Consider the following 15,208-nt stretch of genomic DNA (forward strand, 5'->3'; position numbering starts at 1 on the left):
TGAACGACGCCGATGCGCAAGTGCGCCTCGAAGCCGTGGCCGTGCTCGGCTGGCTCAAGGACGCGCGCGCGCTCGCTCCGCTCTCGGCGTTGCTGGCAACCGATGCGCAAGTGCCGGTGCGCCACGCGGCGGCGGGCGCGCTCGGCTTCGCGGCGCCCGACGATGCCCACGCCGCGCCCGCACTCCTTCACGCGCTAGGCGACGCCGACTGGCAGGTGCGCGAAGAAGCGGCGACAACGCTCGGCAAGCTGCGCAGCCATGCGGCGCGCGATGCGCTCGTGACCGCCCTCGCCGACGATTACTGGCAAGTGCGTCTGCGCGCGACACGCGCGCTCGGGCGTCTCGCCGATCCACAAGCCGCTGCTGCCATCGGCGCGCTGCTGACGCATTCGATCAGCAATCTGCGCAAGGAAGCGGCCTTGGCGCTAGGCGAAATCGGCGCGCCCGCGAGCATCGCGCTATTGCAGGCGGCGCTGGAAGATCGTGATCCCGAAGTCCGCAAGGCCGTGCGCATCGCCTTGCAGCAAGTCGAAGGCCGCACATCATGAAAGTGCCGGCGGAATTACGTAGCGAAGGCAGCACGCTCGTGCTGGTTTGGCCCGATGGCGTTCATCAGCGCGTGGCGCTGAATGCACTGCGCGCGGCCTGCCCGTGCGGATATTGCCGTGCGGCGCGTTTGCGGGGCAGTCAGGCGCGTGAAGCGTTCCCGGCGGATCTGCTTCTCACCGGCATTGCGCCGATGGGCTATGGCGTGCAGCTTGTGTTCAGCGACGGCCACGATCGTGGCATTTATCCATGGAGCTGGCTCGAAAATTTCCAGGCCGACGCGCTTGCAAACGTGCTTACAACGCTTCCTGGCACAGCGACATCATCCGCTGCACCATGGTCGATGCCTCATTGAGTTCCATTTCGGCGGTAAACAGCACCGATACACTCGAAAGCCGCACGGCGATCCCGGCGCCCAGCAGATCGCGGCTGGCAATCTTCAGCGCAAGCTGGCCCAGACGCACGCGATCGAGCCAGTGCATGGTCGCACCGGCTTTTTGCAGCCATTCGCGGCAGCACGACACCACATGGTCGACGCGCCATTCCTGCGTCAGCGCGTATGACGACGCGGCGATCGCCACGAGATAACAGAGCAATTCCGGGCGGGCACTGCTCGCTTCGATAAATTCCGTTTTCACTGGCATGCTGTCCCTCGTTTCCAGACATAGGCTCCATAGCTATGACCGGACATCGCAAAAGCAAGCAAAGAACGCATTGTGCATCGGATCAGCCGCCGCCTGGTTAAAGCTGGCTGGCTTTGTCCGGCACCGCACGCACGTCGTGGCGCATTTCCTGCGGCGCGACGCCATACGCGCGCCGAAACGCGCGCGTAAAGTCGGAAGCGCTCTTGAAACCCACCGCATAAGCGATGTCCTGCACCGCGAGGCCAGGAAACGCCACGAGTTCGCTGGCCGCCGTGCGCAGGCGTAAGTGGCGAATATACGCTCCCAGGCCGCCCTCGTGCTGAAACAGCCGGTACAACGACGGCCGCGACAGCCCGAGCGAACTCACGACCTGCTCCGGCGTGAGGTCCGCATCGGCGAGATGGGTACGCACATAACGCCGTGCGCCGTCGAACGCAAGCGCCCGCGCGGTGGCGCGCTGGCCGCCCTTGATGCCCGCCTCTTCGCCGTAAGCTTCCAGAAGCAGATCGACGATTTCGCTCACTTCGTCGTATGCGCGCTCTGCCGCCAGAAACGGCATATGCGCCGCCAGCGACACGGCGCGCCCCACCAGATAGCGCACGAGCGGCATCTGCGGCGAAAGCAGGCGACCGTGCAATGCGCCCGGATCGGGGAAGACCTGCCCGAGACGCACGCCGGGCACGAAGATGGTGATATGGCGGCAGGCGTCGCGCACGAGGCGCACGGGATGATCGAGATCGACCGCGAGAATGCCGCAATCGATTTCCACGCCGCTACGCTTCGCCGTATGCGTAAGCACGCCTTTACCCGTGCCGTCGACGAAAAGATGAAACACCACGCTGCGCACGTTATCGCGCGAAATACGTGCGATCGTGCGGTCGAGCGTCAGCGGGTCCGTATAGCAATCGGCGAACATGAATTCGCCCACGTCGTAACGATCGATCGAGGCGCGAAACGGCCGCTCCACTTCATCCCGCGAAGGCACCACATCGGTGACCGAACCCATGCGCTCGCGCCACGCGAGCAACTGGCGGCCTACCGGCAGATTCAGCACGTCGAAATGCTGATGCGCGAGCGCGCGGCGCTGTAATGCATCGCTGCGGATCGGTAAATCCTGGTAGTGCGTGCTCGAATTCGCCATGCCGTGGTCTCGCGCGTGGATTCGGGTCATCCGTGCAACCCGGTTTGAGTTTTGAACGCCGGCCTATACCCAGATCATGATAGAGCAAGGCGGACTTTTGACAATAATGCACGACGAATCAGGTCGGAAATGCGACAGCGCCGCGCACCGGTTCTCGACGTTGCCATTCGTTAGTGATACCAGGCAATTTCCCGTGACGCCGAGATGACAGGCATCACCGGTAAATCGAATGGCAAAGCGTACAAAAAAAGTGCATGACGTGCACGAAAAAACCGCTTTTCATGCGTGCCGATTCAAGCTCGCGCCGTTTGCGGATCGACCTGAAAAAATATTTCGATCCGTCATGCATGCGCGAAGCCGCGCGCGTGCGTGCGCGAATTCAACGCGCATGGCGTGCAGGGCAAACGTTTGCATTCACCTTGCATGGCGGCACGGCGCTTGCTCGCGAACGGGCCGCGCACTGCATCGCGCGACGTAGTTTCTGCTTTTGTCCACTTTCACTCTCATCGCCGCATTGAATGACGGCATCAGGAGTTTGCTCCATGTTTTCCAGGCGCACGCGCACTATTCAGGTCACGCTGCTTTCGGCCGCAGCCCTCGCCCTTTTTTCACCTGTTGCGCCCGCGCAGCAATACACCACCGACTGGCTCGCCAATACTTACGGCACGCTCGCCGCGCATGTCGGCAACGGCGCGCGTTCGATGTGGGTCTCGCCCGAAGGGGTCGTGTATACCGCCTCGTTCTGGGACGAAAACGAAGGCGGCGTCGCTATTTACCAGAATGGCAAAAGCCTGGGCTCGATCGGCATTCACGACGAATTCCAGGGCGGCGCCATCACCGGCAATACCACGTCGATTTTCGCGGTTCTGCAGTCGGGCACCTCGTTCGGCAGCGGCACGGTCGGGCGCTACAACCGCGCGGATGGCACGCGCGATCTCACCATCAACGTGAGCGTCTGGAACAAGGTCAGCCGCGCCGACGCCATCACCGGCCTCGCCACCGCCGGCTCCACGCTTTACGCCAGCGACTTCATCGCCAACCGCGTGCGCGCGTTCACCACCGACGGCGTCTGGCAACGCGACATATCGATCAAAAGCCCCGGCGCGCTCGCCATCGATAGCGCGGGCAATCTCTGGGTCGCGCAAAAGAGCGCAGGCACGATCAGCGAATTCAGCGCGGCGGGCGCGCCATTGCAGACCGTCCAGATGCCAGCGGGCGCGCAACCTTCGGCGCTGTATTTCGATGCCTCGACCGGTCTGCTGATGGTGGGCGACGAAGGCCCGGACCAGAACATCAAGCTCTATAGCCTTTCCGGTGCGCCTGCATTGACGGGCACCTTCGGCGTGACAGGCGGCTATCTGGACGCCACGAGCGGCATCAAGGGCCAAGTGGGCGACAAGCGCTTCACGCGCATTACCGGCATCGGCAAGGACAGTGCGGGCAATCTCTATGTGCTCAACAATCCCTGGGGCGGCGGCTGGGATCTGGGCCGCAACGGCGGCACCGATATCCACGCCTATAACGCGGCAGGCACACTGCTCTACAAGCTGCAGGCGCTCAATTTCGAAGGCGTGGCCGCGCCCGATCCGCTCACCGACGCCACGCTTTTCTATAGCGGCACCGATATTTTCACGGGCACGGCGGGCGGTAGCTTCGTCGCCAATACGGTCGACCCGTTCACGTACCCGAACGATCCGCGCCTGAACATGAACGACACGCAGCGCGACGAACATTTCGGCCAGCTCGTGACGGTGGGCGGCAACCGCATACTCGTGGCATCCGGGCAAAACCCCGGTATTTTTTATTTCTATCACTTCAATACCGCCAGCGGGTATATCGCGATTCCCGATGCCGCGCTGCCCGGCGCCGCGTTCAACACGGCGCTGCAGGTCACCGGTGGCTTCTGCCTCGACAACAAGGGCGATATCTGGGCCGGACTCGATCGCACCAATCACATCTATCACTACCCGCTCACCGGCTTCGACGGCAACGGCAAACCGTCATGGGGACCGGCTGTGACGACCTCGACGCCCGAAAGCGTGCGGCCCACCGCGCGCATCGTCTATCAGCCGGAAACCGACACGATGATTCTCGCGCAAGGTCTCGCCGGCAACTGGGACTGGACCGCGATGAACGGCTATATCGAGGTCTATCACGGCTGGGCGGCCGGCAATATCAGCAAGCCGAGCCCCGTCATCACGCTCACCAGCGCGAATCCGAAATCGATTGCGGCAGCGGGCAATTATCTGTTTGTCGGCTATGTGCATACGGTGCCCAACATCGACGTCTACAACCTGACGAGCGGCCAGCTCGTCACCACGCTGACCAACGCGAACCCGGGCACGGTGGACGTGGGCAACGACGTCGATTCGATGTACGGACTGCGCGCCTACCTGCGCTCGAACGGCGAATACGTGATCACGAAAGACAATTACAACGGCACCAGCGTGATCGTGCATCGGTGGATGCCGTAAGGCATTCGTCTGCTGATGTTTTATCGATGTAGGTGTTTGATTTTATTGACTGCGCATCGGTCGCCGGGCGCACGATAAAGCACACTTGATCGACTTCAGCCCAGGGTAGAATTCGGCGCTTGAACTGCCCATGCCGTCGTCAAGACTTCATTTTTCGGCGCAGGTGCCGATATATCGGTGCCATATAAGATCGTCCGTCGAAGGCGGTCATGGAACTGTTGGGCTAAAGCAGACAATACACCGTGGTCCGGCGCACTGCGCCGGATCGCCAGAAAAGGGCGTCCGACCCTGCCTGAGAAAAAAAATGATCCCCACTATCTTTGCACGACCGTACCTCCCCTCCGCAGTGAGTCAGGATGAGCGAATCGCAGGATTGAAGAACGCCATGATTGAATGGCGCGACGGCGCACGCGCCATGTTTGCCAGCGTCCGGCCCTACCGGCGCGCCGCATGACGTTCGCCCAGATCCGGCGCTTCGTCGGCTATACGTGCGTGGGCGCGGCCGGCACCGCTGTGCAGTACGGCGTGCTCAGCGCGCTCGTGCTGATTCACGCCTGCGGTGCGGTGGTGGCATCGGCGCTTGGCGCGATCGCCGGAGCCATCGTCAATTACGGCCTCAACTACCGCCTGACGTTTCGCGCCACGCGTTCGCACCGCGAAGCCGCGCCGCGTTTCTTCGCGGTCGCCGCAGTGGGCGTCGCGCTCAATAGCGCGCTCATGTACGTGCTGATCCATCTGCTCGGGATCGGCTGGCTGCTTGCGCAATGCGCGACCACGGGCTGCGTCCTGATCCTCACCTATAGCGCCAATTCGCTCTGGACCTTCCAGACGCGCCGCACCTGAGCGCCGCACCCGAGCGCCGCGCGCCCATCACCCTCTTCCTGCACTGCGAATCATCGATGTCCGATACTTCCACCCTGGAGCTGTCCCTACCCACCGCGGCCCGCACGCGGCAAAGCAAGTCCGGCGAGCTGGGCCTGCTGCTCTGGCTGCTGCCGCTGCACGCACTCGTCTGGACCCTGGGCGCCTGGCTCGCCAGCAGCAATCTCGACACCCCGGGCGACATGATCGAGAACTACGCCTGGGGCATCGAATGGCAGGCCGGTTACGCCAAGCATCCGCCACTGTTCGCATGGATCACGGCGGCGTGGTTCCGCGTGTTTCCGCATACCGACATCGCTTATTTCGCGCTGTCGTCGCTGAACGCGATGGCAGGACTGTTCGGCATCGTCGCGCTGGCCGGGCGCTTCGTGCCGCGCCGCCTCGCGCTGCTGGCCGGCGTGGCGATGGCCGTCTCGCCGCTGTACTCGAACCTCGCGATCAAATTCAACGCGAATTCGGTGCTGCTTTCCATCTGGCCGTGGGCCGCGTACTTTTTCGTGCGCTACATGCAAACGCGCGGCTGGGTATCGGCGCTGGCGCTCGGCGCGCTTGCCGCAGCGGCGGTGCTAGGCAAGTATTTCTCGATTGTGCTGCTGCTCGCACTGGCTTTCGCGACACTCGCGCGGCCCGACTGGCGCGCGCGCCTGATCGACTGGCGCACGCTGCTGGTTGCCGCCGCGTTCGCGGCCGTGCTCGCACCGCACGTGCACTGGCTCGTGGTCAATCACTTCCCCACCTTCGCTTACGCCGACAAACGCACGGGCGGAACCTTCGCCGCCGCGATCGGCCGCTTCGGCATCTACACGCTCGCGCAGATCGGCTACCTGGCGCTGAGCTTCGTCGCCTTGCTGCTGATGGTGCGCAAGCGCCGCGGCGAAGCGGCAAAGCTGATGGCCGCCAGTATCGTCAAACCGTCGATGTGTCCCGACCTCTGGTGGCTCACGCTTGCCCCGCTGTTCGCCGTCGGCCTGATCGCGTGCGCCGCTCGCACGCAGATGGCCTCGGTCTGGGGCATGGCGCAGTGGTTCGCCGTCGCGCCGTTGTGGCTGACCGTGCTGCATCGCGCCGGCATCCGGCTCGAACCGGCGCGCGCCGTGCGCGTGCTGGGCGGCTACTGGCTGATCGTGCTCGCGGCGACGACGACGGTTGGCTACCTGGGCGCGCGTCACAACAGCGACGCCGCCGCCGAACCGCGCGCCGAACTCGCGGCCGCCGCGCAGGACATGTGGAAGGAGCGCTTTGGCAGCGACGTGCCGAGCGTGGCGGGATCGGTCCACGAAGCGCAATCCGTGGCTTTTTATAGCCACGGGCACACGCAGTTCTGGAGCATGGGCGAGCCGCAGACGACGCCGTGGCTGCAACTTGGCGAACTGGATCGACACGGCGCCCTGTTCGTGTGCCGCGCGAACGACGTGCCCTGCATCGTGCAGGCGCGCTGGATCACCGGCGAGCAACCCGATCCGGTCACGGTGCACAAGCACGCGTGGGGACGTGAGCTGGCCGCGCGCCAGTATGTGTTCTTCGTGGTCGCGCCGGATCGGTAAATGTTCGCGCCGTCGCGCAGCGCAGTCTGCGCGACGGGTTCAATCGGCGAGACCTTCTCTCGCCAACACCGTCTGAACGCAGGGCCGCGCTCGCACGCCCTCGTACCAGCGTTGCAGATTCTCAAAGCCGCTCAAGTCGATATCGGCGTGATAGACGGATTTTATCCAGGTGGCCTTGGCCCAGCCGGTCAGCGCGAATAGATAGGCATCGGCTAGCGTGAATGTTTCGCCCATGAGATAGCGCTTGCCTTCGAGTTGCTGGTCGAGCCACTTGAAGCGCGCAAGCAGTTTGGGCCGCGCCGTGTCGACATATTTCCCCGCAGCCACCGCATAGAGCAGCGGTATAAACCCCTTGTGAATTTCCGATGTGAGGAAATTCAGCCACTCCTGCAGCCGATAACGCGCCATCGTTCCGTGTGCGGGCGCGAGAGCGCTTTGAGGTTTCAGATCGGCGAGATATTGCGCGATGACCGGGCCTTCGCGTAACACGGTGCCGTCGTCGAGCACGAGCAGCGGAACGTAGCCCAGTGGCGTGATTTCGTAATAGTCTCCGCCGCCTTTGATCACATGGCGACGTGCATCGACTTCGACCAGTTCCGCGTCCAGGTTGGCTTCGAGTAAAACAATATGGACTGCTTGAGAACAACTGCCGGGTGCGTGATAGAGCTTCATGGATTTCCTTCATGTTTCCAGGTGCGAGGTGCAGGCCGCACTATCGCGCAGTCGCGGGAAAAATTGAAGAAGGAAGAAGTTTGTGGGGTAGGCACAAAAGGTATACCGAGGGACGCGATTTTCGCGCGAAAATAGCAGACTTGAATTTTAGAGACGATCGGTCTAATATCCATCGCATGGACACCAACCCCACCCTCAAGCCTCGTCGCGGACGCCCGCCTAGAGATCCGCGCGCGCACGGCGACACGCGCGACATGCTGATTCGCGCGGGCATGGAACTGCTGACGAGCCAGGGTTTCGCCGCCACGGGCCTCGACACCGTGCTCAAGCTCGCCGGCATTCCCAAGGGCTCGTTCTATCACTACTTCGACAGCAAGGAAGCGTTCGGCCGTGCGCTGATGGACGCTTACGACGCCTATTTCTGCGCGATGCTCGACCGCTGGCTGATCGACGATACACAGCCCGCGCTGGATCGCCTCGCCGCCTTCGTCGAGAACGCCAAAACCGGCATGGCGCGCTACGACTACACGCGCGGCTGCCTGGTCGGCAATCTGGGACTGGAGGTGGGCATCCTGCCCGAGGACTACCGCACACGGCTGGAGGCCGCGCTGCAAGGCTGGCAGGCGCGCGTGCGCGCGTGTCTCGCCGATGCCCAGCGCGAAGGCCACGTCGCCAGCGATGCCGATCTCGACGCATTGGCCGCGTTCTTCTGGATTGGCTGGGAAGGCGCTGTGCTGCGCGCGCGGGTCGTGCGCGATGCGGCACCGCTCGACACGTTTTTTCGCGGCTTCATCGCCGGGCTTGGCTGCACGGCCCGGCCGCAATAATCCCTCTTCAGCCGGGCGCCTTGCGTTCCGGCTCGCTCACCGTTGAATCAACACGCGAGACACACCATGTTCAAAGCCATTCTCATTGAGAAGGAATCCGAAATATATTCGGCGAAAGTGACCGAAATCGACGAAGCGAGTCTGCCCGCAGGCGACGTACTCGTCGATGTGCAGTACAGCACGTTGAACTACAAGGACGGACTCGCGATCACGGGCAAAGGCCCGGTCGTGCGCAGCTTTCCGATGGTGCCGGGCATCGACTTCGCGGGCGTGGTCGCGCATAGCGACGATCCGCGCTACGCCGTGGGCGATGCGGTCGTGCTCAACGGCTGGGGCGTGGGCGAACAGCATTGGGGCGGGCTCGCCCAAAAGGCGCGCGTGCGCGGCGACTGGCTGATTCCGTTGCCCAAAGGCCTCACCGCACGACAGGCGATGGCGGTGGGCACCGCGGGCTACACGGCCATGCTATGCGTGCTCGCGCTCGAACGTTACGGTATTCGCGCCGATCAGGGCGATGTGCTCGTGACAGGCGCAAGTGGCGGTGTTGGCAGTTTTGCGATCGCCCTGCTCGCGCGGCGCGGCTATCGCGTGGTGGCATCAACCGGCAAGCTCAACGAAACCGCCTACCTGCAGCAACTGGGCGCCGCCGAAGTCATCGATCGCGCGACGCTTTCCGCGCCCGGCAAGCCTTTGCAAAAGGAACGCTGGGCGGCGGCCGTCGATTCGGTCGGCGGTCATACGCTCGCCAATGTCTGCGCAAGCCTGCGCGCGGATGGCGCCGTGGCCGCCTGCGGCCTCGCACAAGGCATGGAGCTTCCCGCCACGGTCGCGCCGTTTATCCTGCGTGGCGTGAGCCTGCTGGGCGTGAACAGCGTGACGCGTCCTTTCGCCGAGCGTCAGCAGGCCTGGCAGGCTTTGGCCGAGACATTCGATCTGGCCATGCTCGATACGCTTACGCAGGAAGTCGGGCTCGACGCGGCGATTCCGGCCGCGCACGATCTGCTCGATGGGCGCGTGCGCGGACGTATCGTCGTCGATGTGAATCGCTGAGCGCGCCTGAAGCGGCACGCATGCAACGTTGAAGCGGTCCTTCGCGGAGACTCGTGAAGGACGCTAAAGACAGGCCAATCCAGGACAGGCCATCCAGGATCGCCCGCGCTCACGCTGCGCCACGGGGCGCGCACGAGAACACGCCCGAAGGCGTCGGCGAGCAATCCAGCCGGCTATTACCGGCGACGCATACCGGGGCGCGGCTGCGCACCACCGGACGAACCGTCCTTGTGACGGAAGTTGATACGACCCTTCGTCAGATCGTAGACCGACAACTCGAGCGTGACCCGGTCGCCAGCAATAATACGGATGTGATTCTTGCGCATACGACCCGATGCGTATGCATTCACGACCACGCCGTTTTCGAGCGTGACGCGATATTTGCTGTCCGGCAGCACTTCGTCGACAACGCCGTCGAGTTCAAGCAACTCTTCCTTCGCCAAATCCATTCCTCCAGAAATTTCCAATGCCGCGTCCACGAGACGCGCAGTCCATTGCCCAATGGCGAGCCACTTTCGACTGATTCCGGGAACCCCAGAAGCGTGTCAAATTTCGCCGATGCCGGGCAACTTGTGCTCTTGATGAGCCAACCGGGGAACGGATCGCCAGCATTGACCTGGACCCAACCGCGGAGACAAACATCGGGCGCGTATGCGGGCGACGTGATCCGACTGCGAGCGCAGAGAACACGTGCGCAAGAACACGCACAAGATACGCGTGGCACCGAAGTGCCACGGTCTGAGACAGGGCAATCGCGCCGCCTGATTGCCTGAGAGGAAAACCTCAAAGGCTGGGCCGGCGCGATGCAAACACCTTACAGCGGGGTGATGTTCGAAGCCTGGAGGCCCTTAGGACCACGCTTGGTTTCGTAGCTGACCTTCTGGCCTTCTGCCAGGGTCTTGAAGCCCGTGCCACGCACTTCCGAGAAGTGAGCGAACAGATCGTCGCCGCCCTTGTCCGGAGTGATGAAGCCAAAGCCCTTGCTGTCGTTAAACCATTTGACGGTACCGGTTTCCACTAAAAAATCCTCAAAAAACAAATAAAAACACTCGCACCTGGACAGGGCGAATTCAAATCAGGCTCAAGCGGTAGAGGTCAACGAAAGCCGCGAGTAGCGGCGATTGATGAGCAGACACAGCTGAAAGATTATCTTGGTGAACATACGCGCTATCTGGAGGCCCGTCAAGCAGTTTCGTCAGCCCCGGCGCAAAGGACGCAGGGCGTTGCCGGACGAAAGAGCCCCCATAAAGCGGAAAACGCGCGGCTCAGCCGCGCGTTTTGTACGACGAAAGTCGCGCAGACCTTCGCCTGACCACGTGTTAAAGCCTTACGCCGTGGCGTTTTCCACGTTCGCCTTCGTGACCGCGCCGGTGCTCACGTCGTAGTGATAGCCCTGCTGACCGAGCTGGGCGCTCATCGTTTCGACGATCACGCGCTGCTGGACTTCCTTACGCAGCAGATCGTTCTCGGGGCTGATCTCGCCGAGTTCGGTCGCCAGACGGCGGCTCAGCGAGGCTTCGCCCACGCCGCGCGCATGCACGAGCATCATCTTTTCGTTGGCCTGCACCAGTTGCTGCTTCAGGTTGTTGGCGTAATCGGACCACTTCTTCAGGTTGTCGTGCGCTTCGGCGATGGCCGCTGCCTGCACTTGCGCTTCCTGCGCGAACTGGCTCTTCAGGGCTTCGACGGCTTCTTCGTCGAGACCCGTCGGCGCTGCCGCTTCGTGCTCGACCTTCTCGCCGGCCGCCATGCTCTGCGCGACGAGTTCGGCCGCGTGTTCCTGCACTTCGGTCAGGCTGGCCGACAGGCGGGCGATTTCCGTCGCGCCCGCGTCGCGCTCGTTCGTCAGATTGGTGACCTGAGCCTGCGCCATCTGCAGTTCGAGCGCCGCGGCGTCGCGTGCTGCATGGGCGTCGCCGATCGCTTCGCGCTGGGCTGCGTGCGCTTCCTGCTCTGCCTGCAGGGCGACGCGGATCGCTTCCAGCTCGCCTTCGAGGCGCGTGACCGCTTCGGCGTGCGAGGCTTCGAGCGCCGTGCGTTGCGATTCGTGCTCTTCACGCGCGGCTGCGGCGGCTGCCTCGGCCTTTGCGTCGGCTTTCGCGTCGTACTCTGCGCGCAGCGCTTCTTCGTCGATGGCGTCGTGAGCGACGCTTTGCGCGATTTCCTCGCCTTCCTGCGGCACAGCTTCCTGCGCTGCCGCTTCAGCAGCAGCGGCTTCCCGCGCAGCCGCTTCCGCAGCGGCAGCTTCAGCAACAGCGGCGGCTTCCGCGGCCGCGGCTTCGACCGCTGCGGCAGCTTCTGCAGCCGCCGCAGCAGCCGCTTCGGCTTCTGCCACAGCCGCTTCGCGTGCGGCTCGCTCCTGCGCCAGTTCTTCGAGTGCGCGCGCCAGATCCGCTTCGAGCTGTTCCACGCGTTCGACCAGTTCCTGCGCGCGCTTTTCAGCGGCGTCGGTACGCTGGACGGCCTGCGCGATATCGTCTTCCAGGCCCGAGGTCGAATCGACCTTGGCGTCCTGGGCCGCCGTCAGGCGGTCGAGCTGGACCTGCAACGAATCCAGTTCCTGAACCGTGTTCTGCAATTCCGACAGTGCGTCGTCGCGTTCGCTGCACGCATCGTCGACGCGCTGGCGCATCGACGCCAGGCGGCGCGCGACCGCGCGTTCAGCCTCGTCCTGCGCGGACGTCCAGAGGCGGTCGAGCGCGTCGCGCATCGTGTCGGTCACGGTCGCGGGCAAAGCCGGACGCTCGATGACCTGCTGCGGGCGCGGAGCACGCGCTTCGCGCCACTTGCGCAGCGACGCAGCGACGGACACCACCGATCCGGTGTGGACTTCGGACCAGATGGCCACAGGCGAGACCGTCTGACCTTCTTCAGCCATCCGGTCCGCAATTTCCGCAACGAGTTCGTCCGTGATCGCAATGCTGCTAGACATATCTGCCTCAATAACGCGTAAGTAAGAGTGGCGAAGACCGTTCGCCGATCGGTGGGTGGGCGCAGTATCACCCCCGCAATACGAATGATTGTCCGGGAACGGCCGCCTGCTTGATCGGCCGAAAAGCCGGGTTTACAGGGAGCTATTCGCCCGATAGACGCGCAACCCGGTAGCGACCAACCTATAAGGGTCGCAAGACGATTGCGCACCGGACGATTTTAACCGCTGAAATACCGGTTCCAGAGTTCAACCCGCCGCAGTTCGGCTAGCCGCAGTTCAACCTGCCGCATTTCAACCAGCAATCCGGGCACGCAGGTCGGCCAGCGCGGCTTCGGTTTCTCGCTGCAGCGTGCGCACCAACTCGGCGGCCGGCAATGCGCGGGCGAGCGTCGCCGCCTGCCCTGCCCATTGCGCGCCGTAGCCCGCTTCGCCGTGCGCCTTCGCAGCCGCGTTGAGCGCCTTGCCCGCATCGTAGGCGACGGGATACGCAGGCACCGCCGGTTTGTCCGCCAGCTCGCCCAATTCCGTGAACCGGTTCACGAGGCCGCGCGCCATCCGGCCCGATATTGCCGACGTGAAGGTGGTGAGCCGCGCGCCGTCGCCAATCAGTGCGCGCCGGTAGCCATCGTCGATGGCGGTCTCCGGGCTCGCGACGAAGGCCGTGCCCAGTTGCGCGGCCTGCGCGCCGAGTGCCAGCGCCGCCGCAATGCCCGCGCCGTCCATGATGCCGCCCGCCGCCACGACCGGCACGTCGAAGCGCGTCGCCAGCAGCCGCGTGAGCGCGAAGGTGCCGAGCAGCGGGTCGCGTGCGTCGGGGTCGAACACGCCGCGATGACCGCCGCCCTCGATGCCTTGCGCGACCAGCGCATCCACGCCCGCCGCCACGGCCTGCGCGGCTTCGTCCGGGTTGGTCGCGGTGGCGAACAGCAGAATGTCGGCGGCATGCAGCGCGTCGATGGCCGCTTGCGGCGGCAAGCCGAAGTGGAAACTCACCACCGCCGGACGCTCCTCGATCAACATCGCCAGCATCGCGGCATCGTCGACGAAGCTCACGTAGATTTCCTTGAGCGATGCGGGCGGCTGCACGCCGAACTGCGCAAAACGCGGCGCGAGCCACTCGGTCCAGTGGCGGTTGACATCGGCATCGACGCGCGCCGGCCGGTGGCAGAACACGTTGACGTTGAACGGCCGGCTGGTCAGCGCGCGGGTTTCGCGCAGCGTCTTGCGCGCGGTTTCGACATTCATCGCGCCGATGCCCAGCGAGCCGAGGCCGCCCTCATTCGACACGGCGGCGGCCAGCGCAGGCGTGCTGACGCCGGCCATCGGCGCCTGCACGATCGGACGGGTCATCTGGAGCCTGTCGAGCAGGCGGATGGGCATTGCGTTCATCGATACACCTCGTTCGTTACTCGTTCGTTACTCGTGCGTTAAGCGCGCGGCATGCTAGCGCGTGCGCCGTTTTGGCTTCGGGCCCAACTGATCGACCAGAAAGTCGACAAATACCCGCACCCGCGACGTCAGATAGCGGCCATGCGGATACAGCAGGAAAAACGGCCGCGAGCAGCCGCCCTTGTCGGGCAACACTTCCACGAGCCGCCCCGCCGCCAGATCGTCTTCGACGATAAACCGGTAGGTCTGGAACAGACCCGCACTGTGCCGCGCGAGCGTGACGCCCGCCAGCACGTCGCCGGAGGTGCCATAGCCGCCCTGAGTGGCCAGTTCGAGTTCGTTGCCGCCTTCGTTGAAAAGCCAGGGAATAGGTCGGCCGCTGCTGGGCAGTTCGAACTGAATACACTCGTGATGCTGCAGATCCTCGATGCTGCGCGGCTTGCCTGCGCGCTTCAGATATGCGCCCGTGCCGACGATCACCAGTTCCGCGTCTTCGAGCTTGCGCGCCACGAGATTCGAATCGTCGGGGGCGCGGCCGCGGATGGCCAGATCGAAGCCCTCATCGGCGAAATCGATGTTGCGGTTGCTCAGATGCGTTTCCACCTGCACCTGCGGATACCGCGCGCGAAAGCTCGCCAGCAGCGGCAGGACGCGATAGTGCCCATACGGCGTCGGCATGCTGATACGCAGCACGCCAGCGGGCGTCGTCTGCTGGCCGGTGACTTCGCGCTCGGCATCGACGAGTTGCGCGAGCGCGTCGCGGCATTGTTCGAAGTAGCGCCGGCCGCCATCGGTCAGACGGATCTGGCGCGTGGTGCGCACGAACAGACGCACGCCGAGCCGCGCTTCCAGACGCGCCACCGACCGGCTCACCGCCGCGGGCGTCACGCTCGCCTGCGTGGCCGCCAGCGTGAAACTGCCCAGTTCGGCCGCAAGGCAGAACAGTTCGATGCTGCCCAGTAACAAATCGTCGAAATTGCGTTGCATGGATTCGTGACAGCCGTGACATCGGTTCGTCATGGTAACCGCAGCCAGGCGCCGATCAATCCCGCTCGCCGCACTTGACTTGTTACATGGCGTTGAAAGAGCCATGCGCGGCGCGGGCTG

At 63.9% G+C, this 15,208-nt stretch carries 15 protein-coding genes; 7 read left to right on the forward strand and 8 right to left on the reverse strand.

Features of this window, described 5'->3' with window-relative positions; all coding sequences use genetic code 11:
• Together G3N59_RS35875 and G3N59_RS35880 are read left to right on the forward strand one after the other, a co-directional pair.
• A partial coding sequence (locus G3N59_RS35875; protein WP_205987741.1) for a HEAT repeat domain-containing protein occupies positions 1-548 on the forward strand: 548 nt, incomplete at its 5' end.
• A complete protein-coding gene (locus G3N59_RS35880; RefSeq protein ID WP_205987742.1) occupies positions 545-901 on the forward strand; it encodes a DUF971 domain-containing protein in 357 nt (118 codons plus the stop codon). The genes G3N59_RS35875 and G3N59_RS35880, both read left to right, overlap by 4 nt.
• Here G3N59_RS35880 and G3N59_RS35885 read toward each other — a convergent pair.
• Entirely contained in the window at positions 843-1,190 is a 348-nt protein-coding gene (locus G3N59_RS35885) for a hypothetical protein (protein WP_205987743.1), read from the reverse strand. The genes G3N59_RS35880 and G3N59_RS35885 overlap by 59 nt on opposite strands.
• A 97-nt stretch (positions 1,191-1,287) precedes the next feature.
• On the reverse strand, positions 1,288-2,331 hold the full coding sequence (locus G3N59_RS35890) for an AraC family transcriptional regulator (protein ID WP_205987744.1): 1,044 nt from the start codon (positions 2,329-2,331) through the stop codon (positions 1,288-1,290).
• 542 nt (positions 2,332-2,873) lie between these two features.
• Here G3N59_RS35890 and G3N59_RS35895 point away from each other — a divergent pair.
• From G3N59_RS35895 to G3N59_RS35905, 3 genes are all read left to right on the forward strand, one after another.
• Positions 2,874-4,805 carry an SMP-30/gluconolactonase/LRE family protein gene (locus G3N59_RS35895; RefSeq protein ID WP_205987745.1) on the forward strand — a complete coding sequence of 644 codons (1,932 nt, stop codon included), beginning with the start codon at positions 2,874-2,876 and terminating at the stop codon, positions 4,803-4,805.
• A gap of 450 nt (positions 4,806-5,255) precedes the next feature.
• Complete coding sequence (locus G3N59_RS35900; RefSeq protein WP_205987746.1) at positions 5,256-5,648, forward strand: GtrA family protein; 393 nt, start codon at positions 5,256-5,258, stop codon at positions 5,646-5,648.
• A gap of 56 nt (positions 5,649-5,704) precedes the next feature.
• Positions 5,705-7,231 carry a glycosyltransferase family 39 protein gene (locus tag G3N59_RS35905; protein ID WP_205987747.1) on the forward strand — a complete coding sequence of 509 codons (1,527 nt, stop codon included), beginning with the start codon at positions 5,705-5,707 and terminating at the stop codon, positions 7,229-7,231.
• A 39-nt stretch (positions 7,232-7,270) separates the two neighbouring features.
• Here the strand turns inward: G3N59_RS35905 and G3N59_RS35910 are convergent, their stop codons facing one another.
• Complete coding sequence (locus G3N59_RS35910) at positions 7,271-7,903, reverse strand: glutathione binding-like protein (RefSeq protein WP_205987748.1); 633 nt, start codon at positions 7,901-7,903, stop codon at positions 7,271-7,273.
• Between the two features lie 176 nt (positions 7,904-8,079).
• Here G3N59_RS35910 and G3N59_RS35915 point away from each other — a divergent pair, with 176 nt between their 5' ends.
• On the forward strand, positions 8,080-8,730 hold the full coding sequence (locus G3N59_RS35915; protein WP_205987749.1) for a TetR/AcrR family transcriptional regulator: 651 nt from the start codon (positions 8,080-8,082) through the stop codon (positions 8,728-8,730).
• Between the two features lie 66 nt (positions 8,731-8,796).
• Entirely contained in the window at positions 8,797-9,780 is a 984-nt protein-coding gene (locus G3N59_RS35920) for an MDR family oxidoreductase (RefSeq protein WP_205987750.1), read from the forward strand.
• Positions 9,781-9,956: 176 nt separating this feature from the next.
• Here the strand turns inward: G3N59_RS35920 and infA are convergent, their stop codons facing one another.
• From infA to G3N59_RS35945, 5 genes are all read right to left on the reverse strand, one after another.
• Positions 9,957-10,223 (reverse strand): translation initiation factor IF-1, encoded by a 267-nt coding sequence (gene infA / locus G3N59_RS35925; protein WP_205987770.1) that lies wholly within the window; start codon positions 10,221-10,223, stop codon positions 9,957-9,959.
• A gap of 371 nt (positions 10,224-10,594) precedes the next feature.
• Positions 10,595-10,798, reverse strand: a complete 204-nt coding sequence (locus G3N59_RS35930; protein WP_065064791.1) for a cold-shock protein — start codon at positions 10,796-10,798, stop codon at positions 10,595-10,597.
• Between the two features lie 309 nt (positions 10,799-11,107).
• Positions 11,108-12,712 carry a DNA-binding protein gene (locus tag G3N59_RS35935; protein WP_205987751.1) on the reverse strand — a complete coding sequence of 535 codons (1,605 nt, stop codon included), beginning with the start codon at positions 12,710-12,712 and terminating at the stop codon, positions 11,108-11,110.
• A 291-nt stretch (positions 12,713-13,003) separates the two neighbouring features.
• A complete protein-coding gene (locus tag G3N59_RS35940; protein WP_205987752.1) occupies positions 13,004-14,101 on the reverse strand; it encodes a nitronate monooxygenase in 1,098 nt (365 codons plus the stop codon).
• Positions 14,102-14,155: 54 nt separating this feature from the next.
• Complete coding sequence (locus G3N59_RS35945; RefSeq protein ID WP_205987753.1) at positions 14,156-15,088, reverse strand: LysR family transcriptional regulator; 933 nt, start codon at positions 15,086-15,088, stop codon at positions 14,156-14,158.
• Positions 15,089-15,208 lie beyond the last annotated feature (120 nt).

This window comes from Paraburkholderia sp. Ac-20340 (assembly GCF_017104965.1).
Lineage (GTDB): Bacteria > Pseudomonadota > Gammaproteobacteria > Burkholderiales > Burkholderiaceae > Paraburkholderia.

Bases quoted from the DNA above. Each gene is read 5' to 3' on its own strand.
- G3N59_RS35880 (WP_205987742.1), top strand. From the start codon at position 545: ATGAAAGTGCCGGCGGAATTACGTAGCGAAGGCAGCACGCTCGTGCTG.
- G3N59_RS35885 (WP_205987743.1), bottom strand. From the start codon at position 1,190: ATGCCAGTGAAAACGGAATTTATCGAAGCGAGCAGTGCCCGCCCGGAA.
- G3N59_RS35890 (WP_205987744.1), bottom strand. From the start codon at position 2,331: ATGGCGAATTCGAGCACGCACTACCAGGATTTACCGATCCGCAGCGAT.
- G3N59_RS35895 (WP_205987745.1), top strand. From the start codon at position 2,874: ATGTTTTCCAGGCGCACGCGCACTATTCAGGTCACGCTGCTTTCGGCC.
- G3N59_RS35900 (WP_205987746.1), top strand. From the start codon at position 5,256: ATGACGTTCGCCCAGATCCGGCGCTTCGTCGGCTATACGTGCGTGGGC.
- G3N59_RS35905 (WP_205987747.1), top strand. From the start codon at position 5,705: ATGTCCGATACTTCCACCCTGGAGCTGTCCCTACCCACCGCGGCCCGC.
- G3N59_RS35910 (WP_205987748.1), bottom strand. From the start codon at position 7,903: ATGAAGCTCTATCACGCACCCGGCAGTTGTTCTCAAGCAGTCCATATT.
- G3N59_RS35915 (WP_205987749.1), top strand. From the start codon at position 8,080: ATGGACACCAACCCCACCCTCAAGCCTCGTCGCGGACGCCCGCCTAGA.
- G3N59_RS35920 (WP_205987750.1), top strand. From the start codon at position 8,797: ATGTTCAAAGCCATTCTCATTGAGAAGGAATCCGAAATATATTCGGCG.
- G3N59_RS35935 (WP_205987751.1), bottom strand. From the start codon at position 12,712: ATGTCTAGCAGCATTGCGATCACGGACGAACTCGTTGCGGAAATTGCG.
- G3N59_RS35940 (WP_205987752.1), bottom strand. From the start codon at position 14,101: ATGAACGCAATGCCCATCCGCCTGCTCGACAGGCTCCAGATGACCCGT.
- G3N59_RS35945 (WP_205987753.1), bottom strand. From the start codon at position 15,088: ATGCAACGCAATTTCGACGATTTGTTACTGGGCAGCATCGAACTGTTC.